This is a genomic window from Pseudarthrobacter sp. efr-133-R2A-89 (assembly GCF_030209315.1).
Lineage (GTDB): Bacteria > Actinomycetota > Actinomycetes > Actinomycetales > Micrococcaceae > Arthrobacter.
In genome coordinates this window covers 553,100-579,951 of the sequence record NZ_JARVSE010000002.1, presented here as the reverse complement: position 1 = coordinate 579,951, position 26,852 = coordinate 553,100, and the positions used below count along the sequence as shown (strand labels likewise).

Annotated in this window: 24 protein-coding genes; 7 read left to right on the top strand and 17 right to left on the bottom strand. The window is 68.1% G+C overall.

Annotated elements, in window-relative coordinates; all coding sequences use genetic code 11:
• Positions 1 to 1,227, bottom strand: a complete 1,227-nt coding sequence (locus QRM95_RS05425) for a beta-ketoacyl-[acyl-carrier-protein] synthase family protein (RefSeq protein ID WP_285246792.1) — start codon at positions 1,225 to 1,227, stop codon at positions 1 to 3.
• A gap of 19 nt (positions 1,228 to 1,246) precedes the next feature.
• Complete coding sequence (locus QRM95_RS05420) at positions 1,247 to 2,860, bottom strand: peptide chain release factor 3 (protein ID WP_285246791.1); 1,614 nt, start codon at positions 2,858 to 2,860, stop codon at positions 1,247 to 1,249.
• A gap of 195 nt (positions 2,861 to 3,055) precedes the next feature.
• Here QRM95_RS05420 and QRM95_RS05415 point away from each other — a divergent pair, with 195 nt between their 5' ends.
• The 3 genes from QRM95_RS05415 (at position 3,056) to disA (ending at position 5,163) form a co-directional block, all read left to right on the top strand.
• Entirely contained in the window at positions 3,056 to 3,298 is a 243-nt protein-coding gene (locus tag QRM95_RS05415; protein WP_285246790.1) for a hypothetical protein, read from the top strand.
• Between the two features lie 40 nt (positions 3,299 to 3,338).
• Entirely contained in the window at positions 3,339 to 3,842 is a 504-nt protein-coding gene (locus tag QRM95_RS05410; RefSeq protein ID WP_285246789.1) for a 2'-5' RNA ligase family protein, read from the top strand.
• A gap of 244 nt (positions 3,843 to 4,086) precedes the next feature.
• Complete coding sequence (gene disA / locus QRM95_RS05405; RefSeq protein WP_018763186.1) at positions 4,087 to 5,163, top strand: DNA integrity scanning diadenylate cyclase DisA; 1,077 nt, start codon at positions 4,087 to 4,089, stop codon at positions 5,161 to 5,163.
• A gap of 58 nt (positions 5,164 to 5,221) precedes the next feature.
• On the opposite strand, the gene QRM95_RS05400 is transcribed toward disA, so the two are convergent.
• Positions 5,222 to 5,905, bottom strand: a complete 684-nt coding sequence (locus QRM95_RS05400; RefSeq protein WP_285246788.1) for a hypothetical protein — start codon at positions 5,903 to 5,905, stop codon at positions 5,222 to 5,224.
• Positions 5,906 to 6,053: 148 nt separating this feature from the next.
• Between QRM95_RS05400 and QRM95_RS05395 the strand changes: the two genes are divergently transcribed.
• From QRM95_RS05395 to QRM95_RS05385, 3 genes are all read left to right on the top strand, one after another.
• The gene (locus tag QRM95_RS05395; protein ID WP_285246787.1) at positions 6,054 to 6,998 is read left to right on the top strand and encodes an iron-sulfur binding domain-containing protein; all 945 of its coding nucleotides are present in this window, start codon (positions 6,054 to 6,056) and stop codon (positions 6,996 to 6,998) included.
• A gap of 60 nt (positions 6,999 to 7,058) precedes the next feature.
• Positions 7,059 to 7,490 carry a DUF3592 domain-containing protein gene (locus tag QRM95_RS05390; RefSeq protein WP_285246786.1) on the top strand — a complete coding sequence of 144 codons (432 nt, stop codon included), beginning with the start codon at positions 7,059 to 7,061 and terminating at the stop codon, positions 7,488 to 7,490.
• A 78-nt stretch (positions 7,491 to 7,568) separates the two neighbouring features.
• Positions 7,569 to 8,051 (top strand): hypothetical protein, encoded by a 483-nt coding sequence (locus tag QRM95_RS05385; RefSeq protein ID WP_285246785.1) that lies wholly within the window; start codon positions 7,569 to 7,571, stop codon positions 8,049 to 8,051.
• A 6-nt stretch (positions 8,052 to 8,057) separates the two neighbouring features.
• Here the strand turns inward: QRM95_RS05385 and QRM95_RS05380 are convergent, their stop codons facing one another.
• The 10 genes from QRM95_RS05380 to lysS form a co-directional block, all read right to left on the bottom strand.
• Positions 8,058 to 8,231, bottom strand: a complete 174-nt coding sequence (locus QRM95_RS05380; RefSeq protein ID WP_285246784.1) for a hypothetical protein — start codon at positions 8,229 to 8,231, stop codon at positions 8,058 to 8,060.
• A 69-nt stretch (positions 8,232 to 8,300) separates the two neighbouring features.
• The gene (gene dhaM / locus QRM95_RS05375) at positions 8,301 to 8,993 is read right to left on the bottom strand and encodes a dihydroxyacetone kinase phosphoryl donor subunit DhaM (RefSeq protein ID WP_285246783.1); all 693 of its coding nucleotides are present in this window, start codon (positions 8,991 to 8,993) and stop codon (positions 8,301 to 8,303) included.
• Positions 8,990 to 9,622 (bottom strand): dihydroxyacetone kinase subunit DhaL, encoded by a 633-nt coding sequence (dhaL, locus tag QRM95_RS05370; protein ID WP_285246782.1) that lies wholly within the window; start codon positions 9,620 to 9,622, stop codon positions 8,990 to 8,992. Before dhaL ends, dhaM begins: the two co-directional genes overlap by 4 nt.
• 2 nt (positions 9,623 to 9,624) lie before the next feature.
• Positions 9,625 to 10,626 (bottom strand): dihydroxyacetone kinase subunit DhaK, encoded by a 1,002-nt coding sequence (dhaK, locus tag QRM95_RS05365; RefSeq protein ID WP_285246781.1) that lies wholly within the window; start codon positions 10,624 to 10,626, stop codon positions 9,625 to 9,627.
• A gap of 238 nt (positions 10,627 to 10,864) precedes the next feature.
• Positions 10,865 to 11,374 carry an amino-acid N-acetyltransferase gene (locus tag QRM95_RS05360; protein WP_018763177.1) on the bottom strand — a complete coding sequence of 170 codons (510 nt, stop codon included), beginning with the start codon at positions 11,372 to 11,374 and terminating at the stop codon, positions 10,865 to 10,867.
• A 113-nt stretch (positions 11,375 to 11,487) separates the two neighbouring features.
• Positions 11,488 to 13,614: a S9 family peptidase gene (locus QRM95_RS05355; RefSeq protein WP_285246780.1), complete on the bottom strand. Its 2,127-nt coding sequence runs from the start codon at positions 13,612 to 13,614 to the stop codon at positions 11,488 to 11,490.
• Between the two features lie 87 nt (positions 13,615 to 13,701).
• Positions 13,702 to 16,194: an ATP-dependent Clp protease ATP-binding subunit gene (locus tag QRM95_RS05350; protein ID WP_285246779.1), complete on the bottom strand. Its 2,493-nt coding sequence runs from the start codon at positions 16,192 to 16,194 to the stop codon at positions 13,702 to 13,704.
• A 344-nt stretch (positions 16,195 to 16,538) separates the two neighbouring features.
• On the bottom strand, positions 16,539 to 16,871 hold the full coding sequence (locus QRM95_RS05345; protein ID WP_285246778.1) for a histone-like nucleoid-structuring protein Lsr2: 333 nt from the start codon (positions 16,869 to 16,871) through the stop codon (positions 16,539 to 16,541).
• Between the two features lie 144 nt (positions 16,872 to 17,015).
• Positions 17,016 to 17,192, bottom strand: coding sequence for a hypothetical protein (locus QRM95_RS05340; RefSeq protein ID WP_285246777.1), 177 nt, complete (start codon positions 17,190 to 17,192; stop codon positions 17,016 to 17,018).
• 2 nt (positions 17,193 to 17,194) lie between these two features.
• Positions 17,195 to 18,733 (bottom strand): lysine--tRNA ligase, encoded by a 1,539-nt coding sequence (gene lysS / locus QRM95_RS05335; protein WP_285246776.1) that lies wholly within the window; start codon positions 18,731 to 18,733, stop codon positions 17,195 to 17,197.
• Between the two features lie 68 nt (positions 18,734 to 18,801).
• On the opposite strand from lysS, the gene QRM95_RS05330 reads away from it, so the two are divergent.
• Positions 18,802 to 19,716, top strand: coding sequence for an alpha/beta fold hydrolase (locus QRM95_RS05330; protein ID WP_285246775.1), 915 nt, complete (start codon positions 18,802 to 18,804; stop codon positions 19,714 to 19,716).
• Here the strand turns inward: QRM95_RS05330 and atzF are convergent.
• From atzF to QRM95_RS05310, 4 genes are read right to left on the bottom strand one after another with little or no spacing between them, the layout of a single operon-like run.
• Entirely contained in the window at positions 19,694 to 21,556 is a 1,863-nt protein-coding gene (atzF, locus tag QRM95_RS05325; protein WP_285246774.1) for an allophanate hydrolase, read from the bottom strand. The genes QRM95_RS05330 and atzF overlap by 23 nt on opposite strands.
• Positions 21,553 to 25,299: an urea carboxylase gene (uca, locus tag QRM95_RS05320; RefSeq protein WP_285246773.1), complete on the bottom strand. Its 3,747-nt coding sequence runs from the start codon at positions 25,297 to 25,299 to the stop codon at positions 21,553 to 21,555. The genes atzF and uca overlap by 4 nt, the downstream gene beginning before the upstream one ends.
• On the bottom strand, positions 25,296 to 25,967 hold the full coding sequence (locus QRM95_RS05315; RefSeq protein ID WP_285246772.1) for an urea amidolyase associated protein UAAP2: 672 nt from the start codon (positions 25,965 to 25,967) through the stop codon (positions 25,296 to 25,298). Before QRM95_RS05315 ends, uca begins: the two co-directional genes overlap by 4 nt.
• Complete coding sequence (locus QRM95_RS05310) at positions 25,964 to 26,839, bottom strand: urea amidolyase associated protein UAAP1 (RefSeq protein ID WP_285246771.1); 876 nt, start codon at positions 26,837 to 26,839, stop codon at positions 25,964 to 25,966. Before QRM95_RS05310 ends, QRM95_RS05315 begins: the two co-directional genes overlap by 4 nt.
• Between the last annotated feature and the right edge of the window lie 13 nt (positions 26,840 to 26,852).

The following is a 26,852-nucleotide window of genomic DNA, read 5'->3' as shown; positions in this document are numbered from 1 at the left end:
CTACGCGCCCGTTATCACCAGGGCCACGCTGTGGCCGCCAAATCCGAAGGCATTCACCAGCCCTGCCGGGGCAAATCCCGGCCGAAGGCGGTGGGTGCCTTCGGTGATGACGTTAAGGTCCACTTCGGGGTCCTGTTCCTCGACGTTCAGCGTTCCCGGCACCTGGCCGGTCCGCAGGGCTTCGAGGACCACAACGGCGGCCAGCGAGCCGGCACCGCCGAGCAGGTGGCCGGTGTGCCCCTTGGTGGAGGTGACCGGCACGTCGGCGCCGAAAACGGCATTGATGGCTTGGCCTTCCAGCCGGTCACCGACGGGCGTGGAGGTGGCATGCGCATGGATGAATCCGATGTCCGCCGGCTGCATCCCGGCGGAGTCAAGCGCCTTCTGCATGACCCGGCGCTGCATGGCCGGGTCCGCGGCCACGATGTCGTTGGCGTCCGAGGTCACGGCCCCGCCGGCAACGGCGCCCAGTACGGCGGCACCGCGCGCACGTGCGTGTGCCTCACTCTCCAGCACCACCACCGCGGCGCCTTCTGACAGCACAAAGCCGTCCCTGCCGCCGTCGAACGGGCGGGAGGCGCGCTGCGGATCGCCGGCTCGCGTGGACAGGGCACGGATCTGCGAAAAGCCGCTGATCACCAGATCGTTCACCGAAGCGTCCACCCCACCGGCAATCACGACGTCGGCCACACCCGAGCGGATCATTTCGGCGGCCTGCACAATCGCCTCAGCCCCTGAGGCGCAGGCGCTCACGGGCGTCCGGGCGCCGCCACGGGCGCCGAGGTCGATGGACACCCATGCGGCGGGGCCGTTGACCATGAGGCGGGTGAGGGTGTGCGGGGACACCTTGCGCGGGCCGGAGCGTCCCAGCGCGCGGTCCTGCTCAAGGGTGGAGCCAAGGCCGCCGTAGGCGGAGCCGATCACCACGGCGAACCGCTCCGGGTCCACGTCCGGGGTGCCCGCTTGGGTCCAGGCTTCCCGCGCCGCGACCAGAACCAGCTGGCCGCAGCGGTCCATCCGCTTCATTTCACGGGTGCCAAGGTGCTCCGAAAGGTCCGCCGTGACCTGCCCGGCGATCTTGACCGGCAACTGCTCCGCCCAGTCCTGGGTCAGCTCCGCAATCCCTGAGCGACCGTCCAGCAGGGCCTCCCAGGTTTCCTTCACGGTGGAACCGAGCGGGTTGATGGTTCCGGCGCCGGTGACCAGGACGCGTGGTTGTACAGGCATGTCAGGCAACGGAGCCGCCCTACTTCGCCGGGTTGTGCGTGCCGATGGGCACGAGCGTCAGGTCCGGATGGTTCTTCTCGATCCGCCGCAGCGCCCAAACGTCGTTGAACAAGGCGAGGTATTCGCCGTCGGACCGCAGAAGCACCTCCGCGCCCGGGACGTTGGCCAGGGCGGGCATGGCATCCGCCGTCGAAATCCGGGCCAGGGAGTACGGCAGGCGCTCCAGGCGCATGGGAGCGCTGAAGTCGTGCGCCATGCGGTCCTCCACCACCTCGAACTGCATCGGTCCGACGGCGGCGAGCACCGGCGCCTGGTCGCCGCGGAGGTCGGAGCGGAGGAGCTGGATGACGCCCTCGTGCTCGAGCTGTTCGATGCCGCGGCGGAACTGCTTGAACTTGCTGGGGTCCTTGGACCGTGCCACCTGGAAGTGTTCCGGGGCGAACAGCGGGATGGCCGGGTATTCCACCGCTTCCTCGAGGAACAGGCTGTCGCCCACCCGCAGCGAGGAAGCGTTGACCAGGCCAACCACGTCCCCGGGGTAAGCCTCGTCGATGACCTCGCGTTCGCGGCCGAAAACCTGCTGTGCGTACTTGGTGGCGAATGATTTTCCGGTGCGGGTCTGGGTGACCACCATCCCGCGCTCAAAGACGCCGGAACAGACGCGGATAAAGGCCACGTGGTCCCGGTGCGCCTTGTTCATGCCGGCCTGGACCTTGAACACGAAGCCGGAGAACGGCGCTTCCACCGCTCGGGGGTTGCCGTCGATGTCCGGCCGGGGAGCTGCGGGCGGGGCGAAATCCACCAGGGCGTCCAGCAGTTCCTTGACACCGAAGTTGAGTGCGGCCGAACTGAACAGGATGGGGGTGGCCTTGCCGGCGTGGAAGGCATCGACGTCGAACTCAAGGTTGGACTCGATGACCAGTCCGGCCTCATCCACGGCGTCGGACCAGTTGCTGCCCTGGTTTTCGGCGGCTTCCTCCGGCGTGAAGTATTCCGTGATGGCGATCTGGGCGCCGGCATTGTTCCGCTGGAACCGGGCAAAGCGGTCGTTGCGGAGGTCCCAGACGCCGCGGAAATCGCCCGAGATGCCCACGGCCCAGGTCAGCGGCATGGGCTGCAGGCCGGTGCGTTCGGTGATTTCATCCATCAGGGCCAGGGCGTCCAGGCCCGGGCGGTCCCACTTGTTGATGACGGTGATGATGGGCAGGTTGCGCTGCTTGCAGACCTCGAAGAGCTTCATGGTCTGGGTTTCCAGGCCCTTGGCGGCGTCCACCAGCATCACTGCACAGTCGACGGCGGCGAGCACCCGGTAGGTGTCCTCGGAGAAGTCGGCGTGGCCGGGGGTGTCCAGCAGGTTGATGACGGTGTCCCGGTAGGAGAACTGCAGCGCCGCAGAGCTGATGGAGATACCGCGGTCCTTTTCCATCTGCATCCAGTCCGAGACCGTTTCCCGGCGGTTGGCCTTGCCGCTTGAGGCGCCGGCCGTGCCGATCACCTTTGCGTGCAGGGCCAGCGCTTCAGTGAGCGTGGACTTACCGGCGTCCGGGTGGGAAATGACGGCGAAGGTCCTGCGGCGGCCCGCTTCCTTGTGAATCTCGGAGATCCGGGCGGGGGTCAGGACATCTTGGGACACGGTGCTACTTTCGCTGCGGTTGTGGCTGCCCAGGGGCCTGTCGGGTAGTGCGCTGCGACTCAAGGGCGGGGAATGTCATTGGCAAGCGGCCAAAGTACAAGTTTATCGCAGGGCCGCAAACGGGAGCCGTTCCGCTTAACGAGTGCGAAACCGGACGTTCAAGGCCACGAAATGCGTACCGGCTAGCTTGGGCGGATGATGCACGGTCCCACCTTCTCCGGCAACCTTTTCTTCGATCCGCTGGCAACAAACCTCGGCAACAACCTCGCGGCAGGCCTGGCCACCGCCGGAACTGCCGACCCGGCTCCCGCCAGGCACCCCGGGGCGTCGCGGAAGCGCGGGGTCCAGTCGGCCGCCGAACACAAGGCGCTCCGGGCAGCTTCCCTCTCCAAAGTCAGCCGTGACTTGGAGCGGATGCTCAGGGAGCGTAAACGCTGAAGTTCCCGCCATCGTGCCGCGGGAACGGCATGATGTGTTCATGCGCAGCATCGAGCTGGTCTTCGATGACCCCACCGATTCCCTGGTCAGGGCCGACTGGGCACGGCTTGCGGCCGCCGGCCTCCCCAGCCTGGCGGCGCACACCTCCCCCAGCAACAGCCCGCACATCACGCTGGCGGCAGGCGCAGGGCTGGAGGCCGGTCCGGATGGGCCCTGGGACCAGCTGCCCCTGGACGTGACGTTCTCCGGGGCGATCATTTTCCCTGCGGGTACGGGGAAGTACGTCCTGTCCCGCTCGGTCCTGCTGGATCCCGCCCTGCTGGACCTGCACCGCGCGCTGCACCGGGACGTGTCCGGGGCGCTTCCGCTGACGCGTCCGGGCGCCTGGACGCCGCACGTCACCATTGCCCGCCGCATCGCCGGTGCCCAGCTCGGAGCAGCGATGGACCTGCTGGACCTGCGGATCGAGGGCCGGTGCACCGGCGCCAGGTTATGGGACGGGAGTACCAGGACCGTGACGCCCTTGGCCGCCGGGTCCTCCTGAGCAGTGCCTGGAGCCCGGGCCAACGGAGGGGAAAGTGCCCTCCCTGGACCGGCTGCGGCGCCCACTTTCCCGGCTGTTCCGTGCACCCCCTAATGAGGCACTTTGGGGCTTGCCCGTGCGGAAGTGGCGTTTCTTACCCCTATCATTGAGCTTGCGGGAATCAGCGCACTTTTTGATCCTGCCGGCCAACTGCGGATGCCGGCATTCCCGCGGCCGGCGGTCCGCACCTTTGAAGGGAAACACCATGGCGCGGAGCCCCGAAGAATCGCTGCGGGCCACTCTGGGCAGGGTAGCCCCCGGAACGCCCCTCCGCGATGGCCTGGAACGCATCCTCCGCGGGCGTACCGGTGCGCTGATCGTCCTGGGCTCCGACCGGACCATCGACTCCATCTGCTCCGGCGGTTTCGATATCGGGATCGAGTTCTCGCCCACCCGGCTGCGGGAGCTGGCCAAGATGGACGGCGCCATCATCTGCGACAAGGACGCCGGCAACATCCTGCGGGCCGCCGTCCAGCTGGTCCCGGACTCAAGCATCGAGACGCAGGAATCCGGAACCCGCCACCGTACGGCCGAGCGGGTGGCCAAACAGACCGGCGTCCCGGTAATCTCCGTGAGCCAGTCCATGCAGATCATAGCCCTCTACGTCAATGGCCTCCGGCACGTCCTGGAAGGCTCCGAGAACGTCCTGGCCCGCGCCAACCAGGCCCTTGCCACCCTTGAGCGCTACCGAGCCCGGCTGGACCAAGTCACCAGCTCCCTTTCGGCCCTGGAAATCGAGGCGATGGTGACGGTGCGGGACGTGGCCGTGACCTTGCAGCGGCAGGAAATGGTCCGCCGCATCTCCGAGGAAATCTCCCAGTATGTCCTGGAACTCGGCGAGGACGGCCGGCTTCTTTCCCTTCAGCTCGACGAACTCACCGTGGGGCGGGGACCCGGCAGCGATGTGATCATCCGCGACTACGCCAGCCCCAACGCCTCCGCGGAGGACATCGAGAAGGCCGTCAGCGAACTGGTGAACCTGGGGCCAACGGAATTGATCGACCTGGGCAAGATTTCGGCGATCGTGGGATTCGCCGGCGGCGAGGCCAATCTCGATGCCGTCGTGCAGCCGCGCGGCTACCGGCTGCTGTCCGGCCTGAAGGCAGTTCCCAAGGCCGTGGCGGACCGCCTGGTGGACCATTTCGGTGGCCTGCAGTTCCTGATGGCCGCCACCATCGATGACCTGATGACCGTGGACGGCATCGGTGACCAGCGCGCCCGCACGGTCCGCGAAGGACTGAGCCGGATGGCCGAAGCAAGCCTCCTGGACCGCTTCCTCTAAACACCGCCCCAACTTCCCCGCACCGGGAAACTTCCCGGAGGTTTCCCCGTCGATGGGCTCAGTTCAGCTGGAACACGGCCTTCGGGCTGGCCCGCGAGCCCAGTTTCGCGGTGAAGATGTAGTACGCCCCGCCACCGCCGGGTGCTGCCGAGACGGGCTTGCAGCCATCGGCGCTGCGGTTCCGGCCCCAGGGGAAGTTGGCGGTTTCGCTGGCGCCGGGGGCAATGACTTTCTCCAGGTCCTCGCTTGACGCCTGGCAGTCCTTGGAGGAAAAGATCCGGTCCGAGCCGCTGGTCACCAGGAACTCCATTTGCGAGGTTCCGATGTTGACCTCGCAAGGCACGGTTCCGCCGTTGGTGACCTTCAGCGTGAGCATCGGGTTTTCACCGGGACCATAGGCGGCCTTGTCCGTGGACGCCGTCACGGTCACCAGGTTCTGGTTGCATGTGGGGGTGGCTGCGGCAGTGGGCGACGGCGTTGCGGAGGGCGTCGCGGACGGGGTGGCGGTCGGCGCCGGGGAAGCCGCCGGATCAGCGGTGGAAGGTTGCGTCGAGGAGGCCTGCTGCGAGCCGCCCTTGAAAGCCCCCGCCAGGGCGAGGCCGCCCAGCACCAGGGCAATCACCAGGAGCAGGGCACCACCGGCTGCCAGCCGGCGGCGACGGTACACGGCCGGGCTCGGCTTCCGGACGCCGCTGGAACCGGATGCCGTGCCGCGTGCTGATGAATTGCCTTGCCTGCCCATCCTCCTAGGCTATGGAACGCCTCAGGTTCTGCACCGCCACCACGCCGCCGGGCCGCCATCGCTCTGGTCACAACCGGTTTTCAGCGGGCCGGAAACGATCAACTACAGTGTTGGAATCGACACTCAAACCACCTCCACCACCCCGGCCGTGCCCGGCCCGGACCGCCTGCAGCTGCTCCATCACCGGATAAACGGCTGGTTCGCCGGCATCGCCCGCGACCTCCCCTGGCGCGAGCCTGACTGCTCCCCCTGGGGCGTACTGGTCAGCGAAATCATGCTGCAGCAGACCCCCGTGGTGCGGGTGCTTCCCGTCTGGCACGAATGGCTCAAGCGCTGGCCCACCCCGGCCGGCCTGGCCGGCGAACCGGCGGGCGAAGCCGTGCGGTCCTGGGGCCGGCTGGGTTACCCCAGGCGGGCACTCCGGCTGCACGCCGCGGCCACGGCCATTGTGCAGGACCATGGCGGCAAGGTCCCGGACACGTACGCGGCCCTGTTGGCACTTCCCGGGGTGGGCAGCTATACGGCGGCGGCGGTGGCCGCCTTCGCGTACGGCCGCCGGGAAACGGTGGTGGACACCAACATCCGCCGGGTGCACGCCCGGCTGATCTCCGGCGTCGCCCTTCCCGCCCCCGCGCTGACCGCGGCGGAGATGCGCCTGGCCGCGGCACTGCTGCCGGACGACGACGACACTTCCGTGCGCTGGAACGCTGCGGTCATGGAGCTGGGAGCGCTGGTTTGCACGGCCCGGGCACCCAAGTGTGCCGCGTGCCCGGTGAAGGACTCCTGTGCCTGGCTCGCGGCGGGTGAGCCGCCGCCGTCGTACGTGCCCAAAGGCCAGGCCTGGCACGGCACCGACCGGCAGGTCCGCGGCGCCGTCCTGGCCGTCCTGCGGCTGGCGGATGCGCCCGTGCCGCCGGAGATGTTCCAGCGCGAACCCGCCGACCTCGGCTTCGCCCCGGAAGGCATCGGCGTGCCGCTGGCCGCCCTGCACCGGCTCAACTCCGCGCCCGAACAGCTGGAACGGGCGCTTGCCGGGCTGCTCGCGGACGGCCTGGCGGAAATGCACGACGGCGGCTACCGGCTCCCGGCCTGAGCCGCCCGGAGTGCGGGACGGGGATGGCATACTTCTTGGTGACCGTAACCGGGGGAAGCCATGAAGATCATTCTGTACATCGTGTGGGCGCTGTTCGTTGCCGCCGCCATCGTCGCGCTGGTGCGCTCCGTGCGCAAAACCAGGCAGCAGGACCAGCGGACGGCGGCCTGGCCCAAGACGCAGGCCACAGTAACCGGCAGCACCACCGGCTGGACCAGTGGCGTGGGCGGCTCCAACCGGAACCTCCGCCACTACCCCACCTACCAGTTCACGGATCCGCAGGGCACCCTCTTCATGGGCAAGTCCGAGGTCTCCCTTGCCGAGCAGCCCGTCCCGGGATCCCTCGTGGAGGTGGCGTACAACCCGGCGAACCCCAACGAGTCGTTCCAGGTTTCCTCATCGTCCCGCGCCGCCCTCGGCTGCCTGATCCCGTTCTTCGCAGTCTTCGCCATCGCCCTGTTCTGGTTCATCGGAATCTTCCCGCTCGGGTGAGCGCGCGGCGCGTAACGATGTTGCCGCGAATCCGGCACGAACCGCCCTGTAACTCCGCCTCGGACGTAGCCTGAAAGCATGGCCAGGCCCGGACTCCTCTTGGTTTTGATCACCGCCGCGGTGTCACTGCCGGCGTGCGGATCCGCCCCCAGCGCGTGCCCGGCGATCGCGCAGGCCACCGCGGTCTCCGTCACGGTCAGCGCCGACTACGCTCCGCGGGTCAGCAGGCTGCATCTTCGCGCCTGCCAGGACGGCTCGTGCCGGGAAGGGGACCTCGAACTGCGCCCGGGCAGCGCATCCGTTGACCAAGGCTGCGCTGGTGCGATCTGTTCCGCCACGGCCTCGCCCGACGGCACCGCGGTGGGGATGCTCATGCTGGAAACCCTGACGGAATCGCCCATGGCCATCACGGCCTCCGGCGCCGCTCCAGACGGCTCCGCGCTGCCCGTGCGGACCCTGGAACTCCACCCGCAGGCGGCGTATCCCTTCGGCAAGCAGTGCGGCAAGGTCGTGTCAGCATCCGTCACGCTGGACAGCTCGGGGCTGCACCCGCGGACCTGAACCGGCCTAGAAGAGTGCCGGCTGGCTGAAAGGTTCGCCTCCCGACGTTCCGGGCACCACAGCGCCGTCCACCGGCTCAGCGGTCCACTCGAACCCGAGTTCCGCGAGCAGCTCCTCCACGGATATCTGGCCGTCCAGCACTTCAATATCCGGTGGGTTCTCTGCAGGCGGCCGTTCCATGGCATCGAGCTTATTCCCAGGAAAGCGCGCGGGCCTCCGGAACACACCGCGAAGCCACGGATTGGAACGTCACGGTTCACCGAAGCCGGACTGCACCAAGGCGCCCACGTAGCTTACGGCCCGTTCGGCATCCAGGCCCCAGGCCTCCACATGCAGGACTGAACCTTTGCCTGCGCCCAGGGTCATCAGGCCGGTCATGGAGGCGCCGTCCACCCCGTTGATGGTCACTTCCGCGTCGAGGGAGGACAGGCCGCCGGCCATTTTCGCGGCCGGCCGCGCGTGCATGCCGGCCTGGTTTACCAGTTCGAAGTCGCCGGTGCAGTCCGGTGGCGTGCCGGCGCCCGGGCCCTCATCGGCGGCCTGACCGGAACCCGGCGCCAGCCGGCGTGCCGGGCCCAACGCCGCCTCCGCAGCACGCTTGACTGCCTGCGCGTCAGCCCCGCCCTGCGCAGCCACCGCCGCGGCCACCAGGCCCTCCACCAGGGGCGCATCTGCGAGCAGGACGCCTTCGGGATCTCCCAGGAACTCGAGAGCCGATTCGGCGGTCATCACGGCCGACCCCAAATCCGTGAGGACCACTGTCCCGTCCCCGCCGGCCTGCTCCAGGGCGGCGAGGACTTTTTCCAGGCTGGTGCCGATCCTGCCGTCGTCGGTGCCTCCGGCAGCCAGGAGTACCACGTCAGGTGCCATCTGGGCGGCAATTTCCCTGGCGCCGTCGGCAATCTTTGCGCTGTGGGAGACCACCACGATGCTTACGGTCACGCGGCAGCCCCGACTGCCGCACGCAGGATCAAGGCGCTGGAAACAGCGCCGGGATCCCGGTGCCCGGCACTGCGTTCGCCGAGGTAGCTGGCTCGGCCCTTGCGGGCAATCAGCGGATCCGTGGCTACGGCACCGGCCTCGGCAGCTTCCGCCGCCGCCACGAGGACGCCTAGGAGGCCGGCGCTCCCGCCGTCCGCGGCGGCCCGCGCAGCGTCAACCGCAGGTGTCCACGCGTCCACCATCGTCTTGTCCCCGGGCTCCGCCTTCCCGCGCGCCACGATCCCGTCCCGGGCGGCTGCCAGCGAATCGGCCCAGGCGGAAGGATCGATCTCGGCAGCATCGCCCACCGCCGTGGCTGCACGCAGGAACGCGGTGCCGTAGAGCGGGCCCGCAGCACCGCCAACCTTGGACATCAGGGTCATTGCCGTCATCTTCAAGGCCGCACCGGGGGTCTCCGGCGTGGATTCGCCGAGCTTGGCCAGGACCGCCTGGAAGCCGCGGTCCATGTTCTCCCCGTGGTCCGAATCCCCGATGGCCCGGTCCAGTTCGATCAGTTCCACCCGGTGCTCGGCCATGGCCTGCGCGCAGAGGGTCAGCCACTTCACGGCCCAGTTCGCGTCCAGCCCCATGGCTACACGCCCCAGCGCAGGGCAGCGGTGTGGACGGGGGCGTCCCACAATTCCGTGAGCTCGTCATCGAGCCGGAGCACCGAGATGGAGCAGCCCTGCATCTCCAGGGCGGTGATGTAGTTGCCCACCAGGGAGCGTTCCACCGTGGCGCCGGCATCGGCAAGCACCTGCACGGCCCGCCGGTACACGATGTAGAGCTCGCTCAGCGGGGTGCCGCCCATGCCGTTGACGAACAGCAGCACCTTGTCCCCTGCACTGATGCCCAGGTCCGCAAGGACGGGTTCCAGCAGGCGGTTGGTGATGCTGTCTGCGTTTTCCATGGGGCTTTTGTGGCGGCCTGGCTCGCCGTGGATACCGATGCCGATTTCGATCTCGTCGTCGGCAAGGTCGAAACTCGGGGTGCCGGCGTGGGGAACGGTGCAGGCGGACAGCGCAACGCCCATGGTCCTGACGTTGGCATTGACCTTCTCGCCGATGGCGGCCACGGCGTCGAGGTCGTCGCCGCGTTCCGCCGCGGCCCCGGCGATCTTTTCCACCAGGACCGTGCCGCCCACGCCCCGCCGGCCGGCCGTGTAGAGCGAGTCCTCAACTGCGACGTCGTCGTTGACCAGGACCGTGCGGACGCTGACGCCTTCGGCCTCGGCGAGCTCGGCGGCGGTCTCGAAGTTCAGGACGTCGCCGGTGTAGTTCTTGACGATATGCACCACCCCGGCTCCGGAGTTGACGGCCAGGGTGGCCGGAAGTATCTGGTCCGGCGTCGGTGAGGTGAACACCGCCCCCGGCACGGCGGCGTCGAGCATTCCTTTGCCCACATAGCCGGCGTGCAACGGCTCGTGGCCGCTGCCCCCGCCGGAAACCAGTCCCACCTTGCCGGCCACGGGCGCATCCTTGCGCGTGATGTAGGTGGGGTCTTCGCTGACCGTGACGAGTTCGGCGTAGGCCAGGCCAAATCCCTGGACGGCTTCCTCGACGACGGATTTGGGATCGTTGATGAGTTTCTTCATGGCGGTGCTCCTGGCTGCGCTCCTGGAGGATGTGTTTTTCGACCCTACTACCGGGGTCGCCACCGGCGGTAGGTTCGTCCGAACCGGTTTTCCCGGACCGCTGCCCCGGACGCAGCAAAGGGACAGCCCCCAATGACTGTCCCTTTCCTGAGGCCCCCCATATCCCGGCCACTCAATAGTTTATCCATCAATTCGAATAATGCAAGGAAAGGTCATTTCCTCTTCGCCGGAACGATGTTCAGAGGATGCGGATCATGCGGGTGTTGCCCAAGGTGTTCGGCTTGACGCGGGCCAGGTCCAGGAATTCCGCAACGCCTTCGTCATGGGAGCGCAGGAGCTCCGAGTACACCTCGGGGTCCACCGCCGACTGGTCGGCCATCACTTCGAATCCGTGGCGCTTGAAGAAGTCCACCTCGAACGTGAGGCAGAAAACCCGGGCCACGCCAAGGGCCCGGGCTTCCTCCAACAGCTTCTCCACCAGGACGTGCCCCACCCCTTTGCCCCGCCATTGCCCGGAGGCCGCGAGGGTGCGGATTTCGGCAAGGTCCTCCCACATGACGTGCAGCGCCCCGCAGCCGATCACTTCGCCGTCGCTGGACTCGGCGATCCTGAACTCCTGCAGGCTCTCGTAGTACGCCACGGTCTCCTTCGCCATCAGGATGCGTTCCTCGGCCAGGGGCGCCACGAGCTTCTTGATGGCCGGGACGTCGCTGGTGCGTGCAGGGCGGATGTGGAAGGAGTCAGTCACAAAGCCATCCTACGAGGCGAAGGAGGCTGGGACATTAGCGTAGCTTGCGTCAAAGCGAGGAACGAGCAGCAAGCGGCAAATGCCCCAGCCTCCGAGCCGGAGTATCGAACAGCCTAGAGGCCGAGTTCTGCGGGCAGCTCGGTCTCTTGGCCCAGGACGTTCCTGGCCAGGAACCACTCCACCACCTGGTACCAGACCTTGGCGTGCTGCGGCTTGAGGATCCAGTGGTTCTCGTCCGGGAAGTAGAGGAACCGGTGCGGCGTCTGCCCGTCGTCGTCCGCGGCCAGCCGGGATTTGGACAGCAGCTCATACCAGAGGCGCAACCCCTCGCCGATGGGCACCCGGTAGTCCTTGTCGCCATGGATCACCAGCATGGGGGTGCTGATGTTTTCCGCGTGGAGATGCGGGGAGTTTTCCAGTGCCATCTCCTCGGTCATTTCCTTCAGCCAGTACTGCGAAGCATCCGTGGTGGGACCAAACTGGTCCAGGGCCCACAGGCTGGCGTGGGTGACCACAGCCTTGAACCGGTCCGTGTTGCCGGCAACCCAGTTGGCCATGTAGCCGCCGAAAGAACCACCCATGGCGGCTGTCCGCTCCTGGTCAATATCCGCGCGCTCCACGGCGGCGTCCGTGACGGCCATCAGATCGGTGAACGGCGCCTTGCCCCAGGAACCCCAGCCGCGCTGGATGTGCGATTGCCCGTAGCCGGTGGACAAGGCCGGATCAGGGAGCAGGACGGCGTAGCCCCTGGCCGTCAGGAGCCAGGGGTTCCAACGCCAGGTCCAGGCGTTCCAGGAGCCCAGCGGACCCCCGTGGATCCAGAGCAGCAGCGGCGCCGGGGACTCGGCAGAGGCCCCCTCCGGCAGCGCAAGGTAGGCCGGGACACGGGAACCGTCGGCAGCGGAGGCTGCGATGCGCTCCAGCCGTCCGGGGCAGGCCGGGCGTTCGGCCGGGGCGGGCAGGGGCGTGGTTTCGCCGGTGGCCAGGTCGATGCGCACGGCCTCAGGTGGGAACGCATAGGAGCTGCGGAGGGCGTACGCGTGGCGTCCCTCCGGCGAGATGACGACGTCGGTGTAGGCGGCGGCGTCGTGCGTCACCCGGGTGACGCCCACTTCGGCGGCAGCGGACGGAACGCTGACCCGGAAAATCGGCGACGCGCCGTCGTCGTCCGCCGTAACGAGGACGGCGGAGCCGTCGGGAAGCCAGGCTGCGGGCTTGGCCCAGCGGTCCCAGTCATGGGCGAGGGGTTGCAGGCCGGAAGCGTGGTCGACGGCGGCGTCACCGGACACGTCGAGCAGGTGCAGCTTGATCTCCGGCGCCTTGCGCGGGGTGGAGTCGGACTCGCTGACCACCACGAGCGTCCTGCCGTCAGGGCTGACGGGCCCCGGAAAGTAGCTCATGCCTTCGTGGTCCAGCAGGACCTTGAGGCTGCCCGAGGCCACATCCACCGCCACGAGGATGAAGCGGCTGTCAGCCTTGGCGAGGGCCCTGGTGTAACTGCTGTAAATGGTTTTCCCGTCCGGGCTGACCACGGTTTCCGCTTCGCGCAGCCGGGGACCGGCGTCGGGCGTGAGGTTGCGCAGGGCAAGGGGGGCGGTGGCGTCGACCGTGGCGGGCTTGCCAGGGGCCGTGTCCTCCCCCGGCTCGACGGCAAAGATGCGCGGCTGGGCCGGTCCCAGATCCGCGTCCCAGTAGCGGACCGGGTATTCGCTGTGCAGGATGGCCGAGACCTTCTTGTCCTTCCGGGACTTCCGCCGCTCGGCGTCGTCGCCTTCGTCGGCGGAACCGGCCAGGACCTCTGCCGTCACGAAGGCCGCGTCGGCGTCCCTGGCCGCCATGATGCGGCTGATGCCGCCGGCCCGGCTGAGGACAACCCGGGCCTCGCCGCCGTCGGCCGGAAGCATCCAGAGCGCGTTGACCGGCTCCTCGTCCGGGCTGTCCGGGTCCGGCCGTGCGGAAGTGAAGAACACGTCACCGTTGGCCGCGAAGGCGGCACCCGCTTCGCCCTTGGCGCTACGGGTGATGCGGCGGGCGTGTTTCTGCCCCGCGGGGTCCAGCTCCCACAGCGCCGTGGCGAATTCGGTGCCCTTGCCGTTCAGGGTGCTGACGGTGGTGACCAGCCGTGAGCCGTCAGGGCTCAGGGCGAGGCCGCTTACCCGTGGGATGGCGAGGTAGTGGTCGAGGTCGTGGAAGGGGGTCAGTGGTTGCTCATCCGGGATCACCGGTTCCAAGTTAGCCATGCCCCGATTCAACACGGTTTGTGCCGCCGATCACAATGCGAAAGCCCCGCCGCTCCGTGGGGAGCGGCGGGGCTTTGGCTGTGGAGGCTAGACGCTCGGGGCGATCTCCGGGATGCGCGGCTTGGCGTTGCCCGCGAAGGTGAACTTCGCTTCGTCGCCTTCGCCCTCGACATCCACCACGACGATGTCGCCGGGGTGGATCTCGCCGAACAGGATCTTCTCGGAGAGCTGGTCCTCGATCTCGCGCTGGATGGTGCGGCGCAGCGGCCGGGCACCCATGGCGGGATCGTAGCCGCGGGTTGCCAGGAGCACCTTGGCGGCCTTGGTGAGCTCGATGCCCATGTCCTTGTCCTTGAGTCGCTTCTCCAGGCGGGTGACGAACAGGTCCACGATCTCGATGATCTCGTCCTGGGTCAGCTGCGGGAACACCACGACGTCGTCAACACGGTTCAGGAACTCGGGGCGGAAGTGCTGCTTGAGTTCCTCCGTGACCCGTGCACGCATGCGGTTGTAGCCGGTCTGCGTGTCGGTGCCGGACTGGAAACCGGTGGCGACACTCTTGGAGATGTCCCGGGTACCCAGGTTGGTGGTCATGATGATCACGGTGTTCTTGAAGTCCACCACGCGGCCCTGGGAGTCGGTCAGGCGGCCGTCTTCCAGGATCTGCAGCAGCGAGTTGAAGAGGTCCGCGTGGGCCTTTTCCACTTCGTCGAACAGCACCACGGAGAACGGACGGCGGCGGACCTTTTCGGTCAGCTGGCCGCCTTCCTCGTAGCCCACGTAGCCCGGAGGGGCACCGAAGAGCCGGGAAACGGTGTGCTTCTCGGAGTACTCGGACATGTCCAAGGTGATGAGGGCGTCCTCTTCACCGAAGAGGAACTCGGCGAGGGCCTTGGCGAGCTCGGTCTTGCCGACGCCGGTGGGGCCGGCGAAGATGAACGAGCCACCGGGGCGCTTGGGGTCCTTGAGCCCTGCACGGGTACGGCGGATGGCCTGCGAGAGTGCCTTGATGGCCTCGTCCTGGCCGACGACCCGCTTGTGCAGTTCCTCTTCCATCTTGAGCAGGCGCGAGGACTCTTCCTCGGTCAGCTTGAAGACGGGGATGCCCGTGGAGTTGGCCAGCACCTCGGCGATGAGGTCCTCATCCACCTCGGAGATGTCGTCCATGCCGCCGGACTTCCAGTGCCGCTCTTTCTCCGACCGCTCGGAGATCATCTTCTGCTCCTTGTCGCGGAGCGCAGCAGCGCCTTCGAAGTCCTGGGCGTCGATGGCGGATTCCTTCTCCATCTTCAGCTTGGCGATGCGCTCGTCCATGGCCTTGAGCTCCGGCGGAGCGGTCATGCGGCGGATGCGCAACCGGGCGCCGGCCTCGTCGATCAGGTCGATCGCCTTGTCCGGCAGAAAGCGGTCAGAGATGTAGCGCTCGGCCAGGCTTGCAGCGGAGGCCAGGGCACCGTCGGTGATGGTGACGCGGTGGTGTGCCTCGTACCGGTCGCGCAGTCCCTTGAGGATCTCGATGGCGTGCGCCACGGAGGGTTCCTTGACCTGGATCGGCTGGAAGCGGCGCTCCAGCGCGGCATCCTTTTCGATGTGCTTGCGGTACTCGTCCAGCGTGGTGGCACCAATGGTCTGCAGCTCGCCGCGGGCCAGCATGGGCTTCAGGATCGAGGCCGCATCGATGGCGCCTTCGGCGGCACCCGCACCCACCAGGGTGTGGATCTCGTCGATGAACAGGATGATGTCACCGCGGGTGCGGATCTCCTTGAGGACCTTCTTGAGCCGCTCTTCGAAGTCGCCGCGGTAGCGGGAACCTGCCACCAGGGAGCCAAGGTCAAGGGTGTAGAGCTGCTTGTCGCGGATGGTCTCCGGGACATCGCCGCGCACGATCGCCTGGGCCAGGCCCTCGACGACGGCGGTCTTGCCGACGCCGGGCTCGCCAATGAGGACAGGGTTGTTCTTGGTGCGGCGGGAAAGGACCTGCATGACGCGTTCCATTTCCTGCTCGCGGCCGATCACCGGGTCCAGCTTGTTCTCGCGCGCAGCCTGGGTCAGGTTGCGGCCGAACTGGTCCAGCACAACGGAACCGGCGGGTGCGCCTTCGGGCTGTCCGCCACCGACGCCTGCGCCGGTGGTTTCCTTGCCCTGGTAGCCGGAGAGGAGCTGGATGACCTGCTGGCGGACCCGGTTGAGGTCTGCGCCGAGCTTGACCAGCACCTGGGCGGCGACGCCCTCACCCTCGCGGATGAGGCCGAGCAGGATGTGCTCCGTGCCGATGTAGTTGTGGCCCAACTGGAGGGCTTCGCGCAGCGAGAGCTCCAGTACCTTCTTGGCACGGGGGGTGAAGGGGATATGTCCGGAAGGAGCCTGCTGGCCCTGCCCGATGATCTCCTGCACCTGCTCGCGAACGCCGTCGAGCGAAATGCTCAAGGACTCAAGAGCTTTGGCGGCAACACCCTCACCCTCATGGATCAGACCCAAGAGGATGTGTTCGGTACCGATGTAATTGTGGTTCAGCATGCGTGCCTCTTCTTGGGCAAGCACAACTACGCGACGGGCACGGTCCGTAAATCGCTCAAACATTTCGCCACACTCCTAGCTACGACGTACTTTGATGCTACGTGCCCGGTCCGGAGTTGTGGAGCGTGTTCGCCACAGGGGAAACCGGGCCGCTTGCGGGAATAACCGCGAAGGCAGGCCGGCCGGAACCGCAACCGGGCGACGCCGGAAGCACGGGGCCCGGATGGGCCTGTTGTTTCAATACCCCGGAGGGCCCAAATTTTTCCTGCCGGGCTTGCGGTCGAAGCGGCCTATATAGCCAAATGGCCAAAGCGGGCGCGGGTGCGGCGGCCGGCTTATTCCACAATGGAAAAACCCCGCTCCGCCTTGCGGCGGTAAGCGGGGTTTCTGCGGAGCTAAAGCCCGGGCTAGGAATTTGCCTTTTGGTAGGCTTCCTGGATTTCGGCCTGAATTCGGCCGCGGCTGTTAACCGTGTAGCCGTTGTCCCGCGCCCATTGCCGGATTTGCGCCGAATCGTGGCCGCGTCCGCCGGCAGGTGCCTTGGCCCGCTGGGCCCTGGCCGCTCCGGAAGCCTTGCGGGCAACGCCAATGTAGCGCTCCAGCGAAGACCGGAGTTCAGCGGCATTGGCTGCCGACAGGTCAATCTCGTAGTTGACCCCGTCGAGGCCGAACTTAACATTCTCGTCTGCGGATCCCCCATCCAGATCATCAACGAGGATGATGTTTACTTTCTGTGCCATTAAAAGTCTTCCTCTTGCTGGAAAGTTCGATTTTTCAGAAAAGCAGGATGTTTCCCTAAAAAGTATGACTCTTATGTTGGCAACGCGTCAAAGCGCCTTTAGGTTCCCGGTGGATAAAGGCGGAAAGTCGGCGGGGGATTTTATCTATTGCGAATCCGGCCGCGGGTTGTCCGCAGGCCGCGCCGGGAGCGAATCCGCCTCGGCCTGGGCACGGGCCTCGGCCTGGCGCTCGGCCTTGTCCGCGTTGAAGATCGCCTTCATGGCAAACCAGAAGATCAGGCCCACCACCAGGGAGGGAAGAATGACGGCTACGTATTCCATGGTCAGTGCCCTTCGGGCTTCAGCAGCGGGAACAGGATGGTTTCGCGGATGCCGGCTCCGGTGAACAGCATCACCAGCCGGTCGATGCCCAGGCCGATGCCGCCCATGGGCGGGGCGCCGTACTCAAGGGCGCGCAGGAAGTCCTCGTCCAGCTGCATGGCTTCGACGTCCCCGGCGGCCGCGTGCAGGGACTGCTCGGTGAGGCGTTCGCGCTGGATGACGGGGTCGATCAGTTCGGAGAACGCGGTGCCGCGTTCCATGCCGCCGATGATCAGGTCCCAGGCCTCGATCAGCCGGCCGTCTTCACGGTGCGGGCGGGCCAGCGGCTGGGCCGAGGGCGGGTAGTCGTACACGAAAGTGGGGTTCAGCAGGGTGGGCTCCACGATTTCGCCGAAGAGCTCAACCACCAGCTTCTCGGCGTCCCACTTGGGATCGACCTTGACCTCGTGCTTGGCAGCGAGCTCGCGGAGCACCTCTACGGAGGTGTCCGGCGTGATGTCCTGCCCGACCGCCTCGGAAAGCCCCGGATAGACGGGCAGCCACGCCCAGTCGCCGTCGAGGTTGATCTCCCCCGCCTCGGTCTGGAGCACGCGGCCGGCCCCCACGGCGTCCGCGGCGTCGAGGATGATCTCCTTGATCCGTTCGGCCATGACGAACTGGTCTGCCCAGGCCTCGTAGCACTCAAGGGTGGTGAATTCGGGGCTGTGGGTGGAATCGACACCCTCGTTGCGGAACACGCGGCCCATGTCGTAGACGCGGTCGATGCCGCCCACCACTGCCCGCTTGAGGTACAGCTCGGTGGCGATCCGCAGGGTCATCTTCTGGTCGAACGCGTTCATGTGGGTCTCGAACGGGCGCGCCAGGGCGCCGCCGTGGACCAGCTGCAGGATGGGCGTTTCCACTTCCACGTAGCGGTGGCGGAACAGCGTTTCGCGGATGGAGCGGGTGATGGCGGCGCGGGTGTAGACCATTTCGCGGGCTTCGTCACGGACCATCAGGTCCACGTAGCGCTGGCGGACGCGGGTTTCCTCGTTCAGGTCCGCGTGCAGGACGGGTAGCGGGCGGAGGGCCTTGGAGGCCATGGACCAGGATTCGGCCATGACGGACAGTTCGCCGCGGCGGGAGGAAATGACCTCGCCCTTGATGAACACATGGTCGCCAAGGTCCACCAAGGCTTTCCATTCCGCGAGGGCTTCCTCGCCCACGTTGGCCAGGCTCAGCATGGCCTGAAGGCGCGTGCCCTTGCCGTCGGTGCCGCCCTCCTGCAGGGTGGCGAAGCAGAGCTTGCCGGTGTTCCGGACGAAGACCACCCGGCCGGTGACGCCCACGGTGTCGCCGGTGGTGTCGTCCGCCTCGAGGTGGGCGTACTTTTCCCGGATCTCGGCGAGGGAATGCGTGCGTTCCACTCCCACGGGGTACGCCTCCGCGCCGCGCTCAAGAAGTTTGGCGCGCTTTTCCATGCGGATCCGCATCTGCTCGCTGGCGTCGAGGGGCTCCGGGGCATTCTTGGGCGCGGGGGTGTTTTGGGAAGTCACAATCATCAAGTTTACCGGGATTTGGCCACCCGGACTTTCAGCTGGCCCGCAGGCTTGCCCCCTAGGATGGGCGGGTGAAAGAACGGGTACTTCCAACGCACGACGGCGGCAGGCTGGCTGTATACAGCTACGGCACCGAGGATGCGCCGGGAGAACGGCGCGTCGTGCTGATCGGCGGCGCATTCCTCACCGCCTCGATCTACCGGCCCTTCTCGGTGGAACTGGCGAAGGGGTTGGGCGAGGGCTGGGCGGTGGACGTGTACGACCGGCGCGGCCGGGGCAACTCCTCAGAGCAGCCGCCGGGCTACTCCATGGCCACCGAAATCTCGGATGTCCGGACCGTGATGGATGCCACCGGTGCCCGGAACATCCTGGGCCACAGCCTGGGCGGGGCGGTGGCCCTCAATGCCGTCCAGGAGTTCACCGGCACCGGCTACGTGCCGGACAAACTCGCGGTGTACGACGCCGCGGTGAACATCGACGGCAGCATCGACACCGCCTGGCTGGACGGCTTCGAGGACGCCGTCAACAACGGCAGGATTGGCCGCGCCCTGGCATACATGAAGAAGGCCACCAGTCCCGGCTCCGTCATGGCACGGATCCCGGATCCCGTGCTGGCGGGCCTGATGGCCGTGCTGTCGCGGACCAAGGTGAACACGTTGTTCCGCCAGGTGATGCCCAGCGGAGTGGGTGAGCTGCGCGCGGCCTTCGACGAAAAGGGCCACGCGCGCGACTTCAGCGTGCTGCCGGCCGGCACGCATTTCATGGCCGGCGGCAAGAGCCCCGACTATTACAAGGTGACCGCGGAGCGGCTGCACGCAGCCGTTCCGAACAGCACCCACCAGCTCTCGCCCAGATGTTTCCACGGTTCCATTCCGGCGGCGGTCAAGGAACTCGTGGCTGATATCTCCGCGTACTTCACCGGCGGGAATCCGGGCGGGCCGCCCCGCCCGGATTCCTCCGGAGCTATCCCCGTTCCCCGCGGCTGAAGCCCGCCAAGGCAGCCTCCCCCAGGTCCCGCCACACGGTCCGCGGCTTCGGCTCATTACGCCGGTCGGCCAGCCAGTCGCCCCAGGCGGTGATGTCCTCCCCGCCCGCAGCGGCCACGGCGTCACAGGCGAACCCGACGGCGGCCGTCCCGTCACGGAGCTGGACCGACCCAAGCAGCATTGGCTCAGGAAGGGCGGCCAGGAACGTCCCCAAAGCCGCGGGCGGCAGCAGCCACCGCTCCCCTGCCAGCTCTGCGCCGTCGTCGGACCGGTACACGCCGGGCTTCGGCGGCACCGTGTCCAGTGCCACCATCCGGTAGCGCGCGGCGGTGCGGACGGGCCCGTCCCAGAAGGCGCCGAGTTCCTCAAGCTCCCGGGCCAGCGGCTGGCCCTTGCGGTGGGCGCCCACCACCACCAGCGGCAGGGCCGTTGCGCCGGCGGCGACCGGCCAGGGAATGGGCGACGACGGCCGGGCGGCACTTGCGGCTGCCTCCAGTCCTGCGACACCCGGCGCTGCCCCGGCCGCGAAGAGTCCAGGCGTCCCCGGAATGGTTTCCAGCCGGCGGGCGATGTCCGCCGCCACGGCGTCATCGAACGCCCTGCCCACCACCGTGACGCCGAACTGGGCGCCGTCCACCTCGGCGGCCGGAACAGCCACGGCACAAAGATCGAACAGGTTGCAGAAATTCGTGTAGGTGCCCATCAACGAGTTCACCCCCACCGGATCCGCGGCCACCTCGGCCAGGGTGGGGTGGAACGGTGCCGTCGGAACCAGGAGGGCATCGAAGCCCTGGAGGCGGGCCATGGCTGTGGCCTTCAATTCCTCCAGCTTGGCGGTGTCGGCGACGTACCGGGAGGCGGACACCGTGCCGGCAGCCCGGATGATGCCTTCCACGGTGGGATCGATGCCTGCACGGCCGTCCGTGCCGGCGTCGTACTTTGCCAGGAAGTCCCCCACTGCAGTATGGCGTTCGGCCACCAGGGCTCCGTCGTAGAGCAGCCGTGCTGCCTGCAGGAACGCGTCGAACTCGATCGCTTCGGCATCCACCCCGCTGGACCTCAGGCGGTCTACCTGCCGCTGGAATTCCGCAGCCCACCCAGGCGGCAGGGCCGGGAGGCTCGCGGGGTAGGCCACCCGGGGCCGGGACGGCGCTGCGAGCTTTGTGTCCGCGGGCCACGCGCGGTCACCGCCGGCCATGATGCCCATGGCGAGCTCGGCCGTGGCCAGGTCCCGGGCGAAAATCGTGACGGCGTCCCAGGACCTGCAGGCCGGCACCACTCCTGCCGTGGAGACGACGTTAAGCGTTGCCTTGACGCCCACAATGCCCTGCAACCCGGCGGGGACCCGGCCGGATCCTGCCGTGTCGGTGCCGATGGCGATGTCCACCAGTCCCAGCGCCACGGCCACGGCGGACCCGGAGCTGGACCCGCCGGAGATCCGGTCCGGCCGGCGGGAATCCCGGACGGCGCCGTAGGGGCTGCGTGTCCCCACCAGGCCGGTGGCGAATTGGTCAAGGTTCGTGGCGCCGAGGACCAGGGCACCGGCGGCGCGGAGCCGCGCCACGGCCTCGGCATCCTGCTCCGGCAGGTAGGCGAAGCCGGGGCAGGCCGCCGTGGTGGGGATCCCGGCCACGTCAACGTTGTTCTTGACGGCCAGCACCAGTCCGGCCAGCGGCAGGTGCGCACCCCGGGCAACGGCGGCGTCGATGGTTGCCGCTTCGGCCAGGACGTCCTCGCGGCCGCGAAGCGTTATCCAGATTTCCGGGCGGTCCACGGCGTCAACCGCGGCCAGTGCTGCTTTGGCGCGCCGCGTGGCGGCGCCGGTGGGTGCCGGGTTCATACCGTTGCCCCTTCCAGTTCCAGGTCCTCAACCTCGAGCAGCGCGATGTCGCTGCCGCCGAGGACAACCACTGCCTCGCCGGCAACCACCTGCGAACCCGCCGCGGGCAGGACCCGGAGCACCACGCCGTCGCACGGCGCCTCCAGGACTGTTTCCATTTTCATGGCCTCCAGTGACACCAGGGGCTGCCCCTTGGCCACGCGGTCGCCTTCGGCCACATCCACTTTCCAGACGCTTGCGGCGAACGGGGCGGAGACCAGGGACCCGCCGTCCGGAACCACCACGTCATCCGCTGCGGGGGCGGCGACGGCGGCGAGCGCCTCGGCACGGTCGAACTCGCCGGCGTCAGCCCAGGCCTGCCGTTCCACAGCGAAAGCCGCACCCTGCTTGTCCCGGAACGCCTCGATGGACACGCGGTTTTCGGCCAGGAACTGTTCGTGCTCAGCGAGCGAGAACGTGCCGTCCTCGATCTCCACGCCGCGGCCGCGGCCGGCCGCCATGTCGGCGCGCAGGTCCAGGAGTTCCTCCGGGCTGACGGGGTACCAGGAAATCCGGTCGAAGAAGCGGAGCAACCAGGGCGATCCGGGTTCGAACGGAGCGGAATCGGCGTACCGGGACCACACCTGGGTGGTGCGGCCCACGAACTGGTAGCCGCCGGGTCCCTCCATCCCGTAAATGCACATGTAGGCGCCGCCGATGCCCACCGCGTTCTCCGGAGTCCAGGTGCGCGCCGGGTTGTACTTGGTGGTGACCAGGCGGTGCCGCGGGTCCAGCGGCGTGGCCACGGGCGCACCCAGGTACACGTCGCCCAGGCCCAGGACCAGGTATTCGGCGTTGAAGACGGTGTCGAAGACGTCATTGACGGAGTCCAGGCCGTTGATCCGGCGGATGAACTCGATGTTCCACGGGCACCACGGTGCATCATCCCGGACGCCGGCCATGTAGCGTTCGATTGCCTCGCGGGTGGCGGGGTCGTCCCAGGACAGCGGCAGCCGGACGGTGCGGCTGGGAACCACCAGCTCGGAGCTCGCCGGCAGGGCTGCCTCGACCTCCTGGACCAGGCCCAGCAGCCGGCGGGTGGACAGGGCGGACGGGTCCACCTTGATCTGCAGCGACCGGATTCCCGGGGTCAGGTCAACGATGCCGGGCACCCGGAGCGCTTCGATGTGCTGGTGCAGGGCGTGGACCCGGGCACGCAGGCCCAGGTCGAGCACCATCTCGCCGTATTCCACCAGCAGGTTGTCATCGCCGGAGCGGCGGTACGTGACCGCGGGCCGGCCGGGCCCTTCCGGCACCCGGCCCAGCACGCCGTCGTCGCCATCTCCGCGGACCGGCCGCGGCGCTGCCGCTGCCCCTGCCGGAAGCTTCAGGGCGGCACTGCCGGACCAGCCGGCGTCGCCCGGGAGGACCAGCTGGCGGCCTGGTCCCAAGTCCGTGGCCGACGGCGTGTGGCTGGCTTTGATGGGCACGAACCGGACCTTGTCCCCCGGACGGAGCTGGCCGAGCTTCCAGCGCTCGGCCGTCACGACGGTGACGGGGCAGACGAACCCGCCCAGGCTGGGCCCGTCCGGGCCAAGCAGGATGGGGGTATCGCCGGTGAAGTCCAGGGCGCCCACCGAGTAGGCGGTGTCGTGGATGTTGGAGGGGTGCAGGCCTGCCTCGCCGCCGTCGGTCCGTGCCCAACGGGGTTTGGGGCCGATCAGCCGGACGCCGGTGCGGGCGGAATTGAAGTGCACCTCGTACTCCGCGGCATACAGTTCCTCGATGTCTTCGCGCTGGAAGAACTCGGGGGCACCGTGCGGCCCTTCGGCCACGGCCAGCTCCCAGGTGGACACGAGGACGGGGCGGCTGTCGTCGGGCACCGCTGCGGCCGGCCCTGCGGCCGGTACCCCGTCCACCGTGACCGTGCGAAGTACGTCGCCGGCGCGCAGCACCCGTCCGGCGTGGCCACCGAACTGGCCCAAGGTAAAGGTGGACGCGCTGCCCAGGTAGATAGGAATGTCCAGGCCGCCCTGGAACAGGATGTATCCGCGCAGGCCCTTGCCGGTGGCCGTGCCGGCGTCGAGCGTTCCGCCTGCCGGGACGGTCACGGGCGTCCAGGCGGGCACCTCCGCGCCGTCCACGGTCACCGTGACCTCCGCGCCGGTCACGCAGACGGTGGTGGCATGCGTGAACACCAGGCTGGGTCCAGTCATGGTGAACTCCAGGCCCGGGGCCCCTTCGGGGTTGCCCAGCGCAGTGTTGCCCAGGCGGAAGGAGAGGTCATCCATGGGGCCGCTGGGCGGAACGCCGATCTGCCAGAGCCCGGTGCGTCCCGGCCAGTCCTGCACGCTGGTCTGCAGCCCGGGGCGTTCCACGGTGATGCGCGGCTCGGGGTCCCCCACGTTGTCCAGGGTGCTCGTGGAGTGCTGGACGGCGCGGACCACGTCCATGCCGCTCACGGCGCGAAGCAGCCCCAAGTTGGTCTCGATGCCATCGATCCGGGTGTTGCCCAGCGCAACGGCGAGGCGGTCGAAGGCCTCGGTGCGGCTTGCGCCGGAGGTGATGATTTTGCCCAGGAGGGGATCGTAGTTGGTGGAGACGTCGGTGCCGGTTTCCACCCAGGCATCCACGCGTGCTTCCGCCGGCCCCGGGTAGGCGGCGTTGGTGACGGTTCCGGCACTGGGCTGGAAGCCCCGCGCCGGGTCTTCGGCGTAAACGCGGGCCTCCACGGCGTGCCCGGATACCGGCAGCGCATCCGGCACGTCCGCCAACACCGTGTGGGCTTCGGCGCCGCCCTGGGCGAGGCGGAGCATCCATTCCACCAGGTCCACCCCCGTGACGGATTCGGTGACGGGGTGCTCCACCTGGAGCCGGGCGTTGACTTCCAGGAAGGAGGCTTCCTTGCGGGCAGAGTCGTAGACGAACTCGACCGTGCCGGCGGAGCGGTAGTTGAGGGAGGCACAGAGGGCGCGGGAGCTGCGGTGCAGTTCCTCGCGCAGATCGGCGGGCAGGTCCGGGGCGGGGGCCTCCTCGAGGACTTTCTGGTGGCGGCGCTGGAGGGAGCAGTCCCGGTCGCCCAGGCTGACCACCCGGCCTTCACCATCACCAAATACCTGGACCTCCACGTGGCGGGCGTTCTCAACATACCGTTCGGCGAAGACCCCTGCCGTGCCGAAGCTGGCACCGGCAAGCCGGGCGACGCGGGGGAAGCTGTCCACGAGTTCGGCCTCCGTGCGGCAGACCGTCATGCCGATCCCGCCGCCACCGCCGGTGGCCTTGAGCATCAGCGGGAACCCAATGGTTGCGGAGGCCGCGACGGCGGCGTCCACGTCTTCAAGCAGGCCGGAACCGGCGATCATGGGCACCCCGGCCGCACGTGCGGCGTCGCGTGCGGTGTGCTTGGTTCCGAAGATCCGCAGCTGTTCGGGCTTGGGACCGACGAAGACCAAGCCGGCGGCTTCCACGGCCTCGGCGAAGGCCGCGTCCTCGGACAGGAAGCCGTAACCCGGGTGGATGGCGCCGGCGCCGGTCTCCTTTGCCGCGGCCAGGATCGCCTCCACCCGGAGGTAGGACTCCTTGGCGGGCGCTGGCCCCAGCAGCACAGCCTCGTCGGCGAGCCGGACGTGCTTGGCGCCGCGGTCGGCCTCGGAGAAGACGGCGATGGTGCGCAGCCCCAGTTTCCTGGCAGATTCGATGATGCGGCACGCGATTTCGCCGCGGTTGGCGATCAGGAGGGTGTCGAAGAGTTCTGTGGTGGTCACAGTGCAGCCTCCGGCCGGGTGACGATCATGCGGACGGGCGTGGGGTTGAAGCCATTGCACGGGTTGTTGATTTGCGGGCAGTTGGAGACGAGCACCAGGGTGTCCACCTCCGCCTTCAGCGCAACGCGCTTGCCGGGGGCGGACAGTCCGTCCACGATCCCCAAGGCGCCGTCCGGGTCCACCGGGACATTCATGAACCAGTTGATGTTGGACACCAGGTCCGGTTTGCCCAGGCCCCAGCGGGAGCCCTCGATCAGGAAGTTCTCCACGCAGGCGTGCTGTTCACGGGTGTGCTGGCCGTAGCGGAGGGTGTTGGATTCCTGCGAGCAGGCGCCGCCGATGGTGTCGTGCACCCCCACTTCGTCCGCCACAACGGTCATCAGGGCAGCACCGGTGTCGGCGCGCAGGACCGAACCGGTGGTGAGGACGATGGACTGCTGTGCGGCGATGGTGGCTGCCGCCGAGTAGCGCACGGTGGTGTCCCCGGCGGCGTAGAGCAGGCAGTCAACGGCCTGGTTGCCCTCCAGGTCCACGATGGTCAGCACGTCGCCGGCTGCCACCATTGCCGACCACGGGCCGCGGGCTTCGACGAATTCATCCAGGATCACGGTGCCGTGGGCGAGTGCCGTGCCTGCAGCGTCCGGGCGGGTCTCAATGGCGGTGTTCATCGGGCGTTCCTTGCGGTGAGATCGTGTTCGGTGTTGAGCAGGGCCTGCAGGTGTTCCGGAGCCAGCGGGCCAACCAGGCGGCCTGCTTCGAGTTCGCGAAGGTCCTGCGGCGCGTGCCAGGCCAGGATGTCTACGGCGGTTCCGGTGAACTCCCGGCGGGGGTCCAGCGGGTGCGCGGTGTTGGCGAGGACCAGGACGGCGTCCATGTGGAGAAGGAGTTCGACGGCGGCGCCGGGTCCGGCACTGCCGGTGAAGGTGATGCTGCCGGCCGGGTCAACGGTGATGCCCTTGAAGAAGGACAGCGACGGAGCGACGTCCCGCGGACCCATCCCGTTTTTCAGGGCTCCCAGCGTGAGCAGTTCGCGCGCCGCCGGGGATGCGCTGTGGACTGTGCCGGCGCCGTATCTCGCGGTGTTGCCGGCGAGGGTGGTGGCGCCCGTCAGGGCATCATGGCGGGTGGAGGTATCGGCGACGATGGTGGCCATCAGCCGGCCGGCGTCGGACAGCAGCGGATGCCCGGCAGCGGGATAGGCCTGCCACGGGACCTTGACGGTGTCGGCGGCGTTCAGTCGTTCGTGGGTGGCGCCGGTCCGGTACAGCAGGGTGTGGACGCAGGCGTCGCCGGCGGTATCGGTGAGCCGGATCCGGGTGCCGCGGGCCAGTGCCATGGTGGTGTAGCGGCCGAAGGCGAGGGACTCCGCCCAGGTGGGGGACGCGTCGTCGGGCAGTCCTGCCAGGAGGCGCCCGGGCGCGGAGGCTGCCGGGACGAAACGCATGGTTTCGGCGGTCTTGCCGTGCTGGTCCCTGGCGTGGGCGCGCGCGCCGGCCGTGGTGGCGGTGCCGGTGGCGGCCGTTTCGATGGTCTGTGTCATGGTCGAGTCCTGG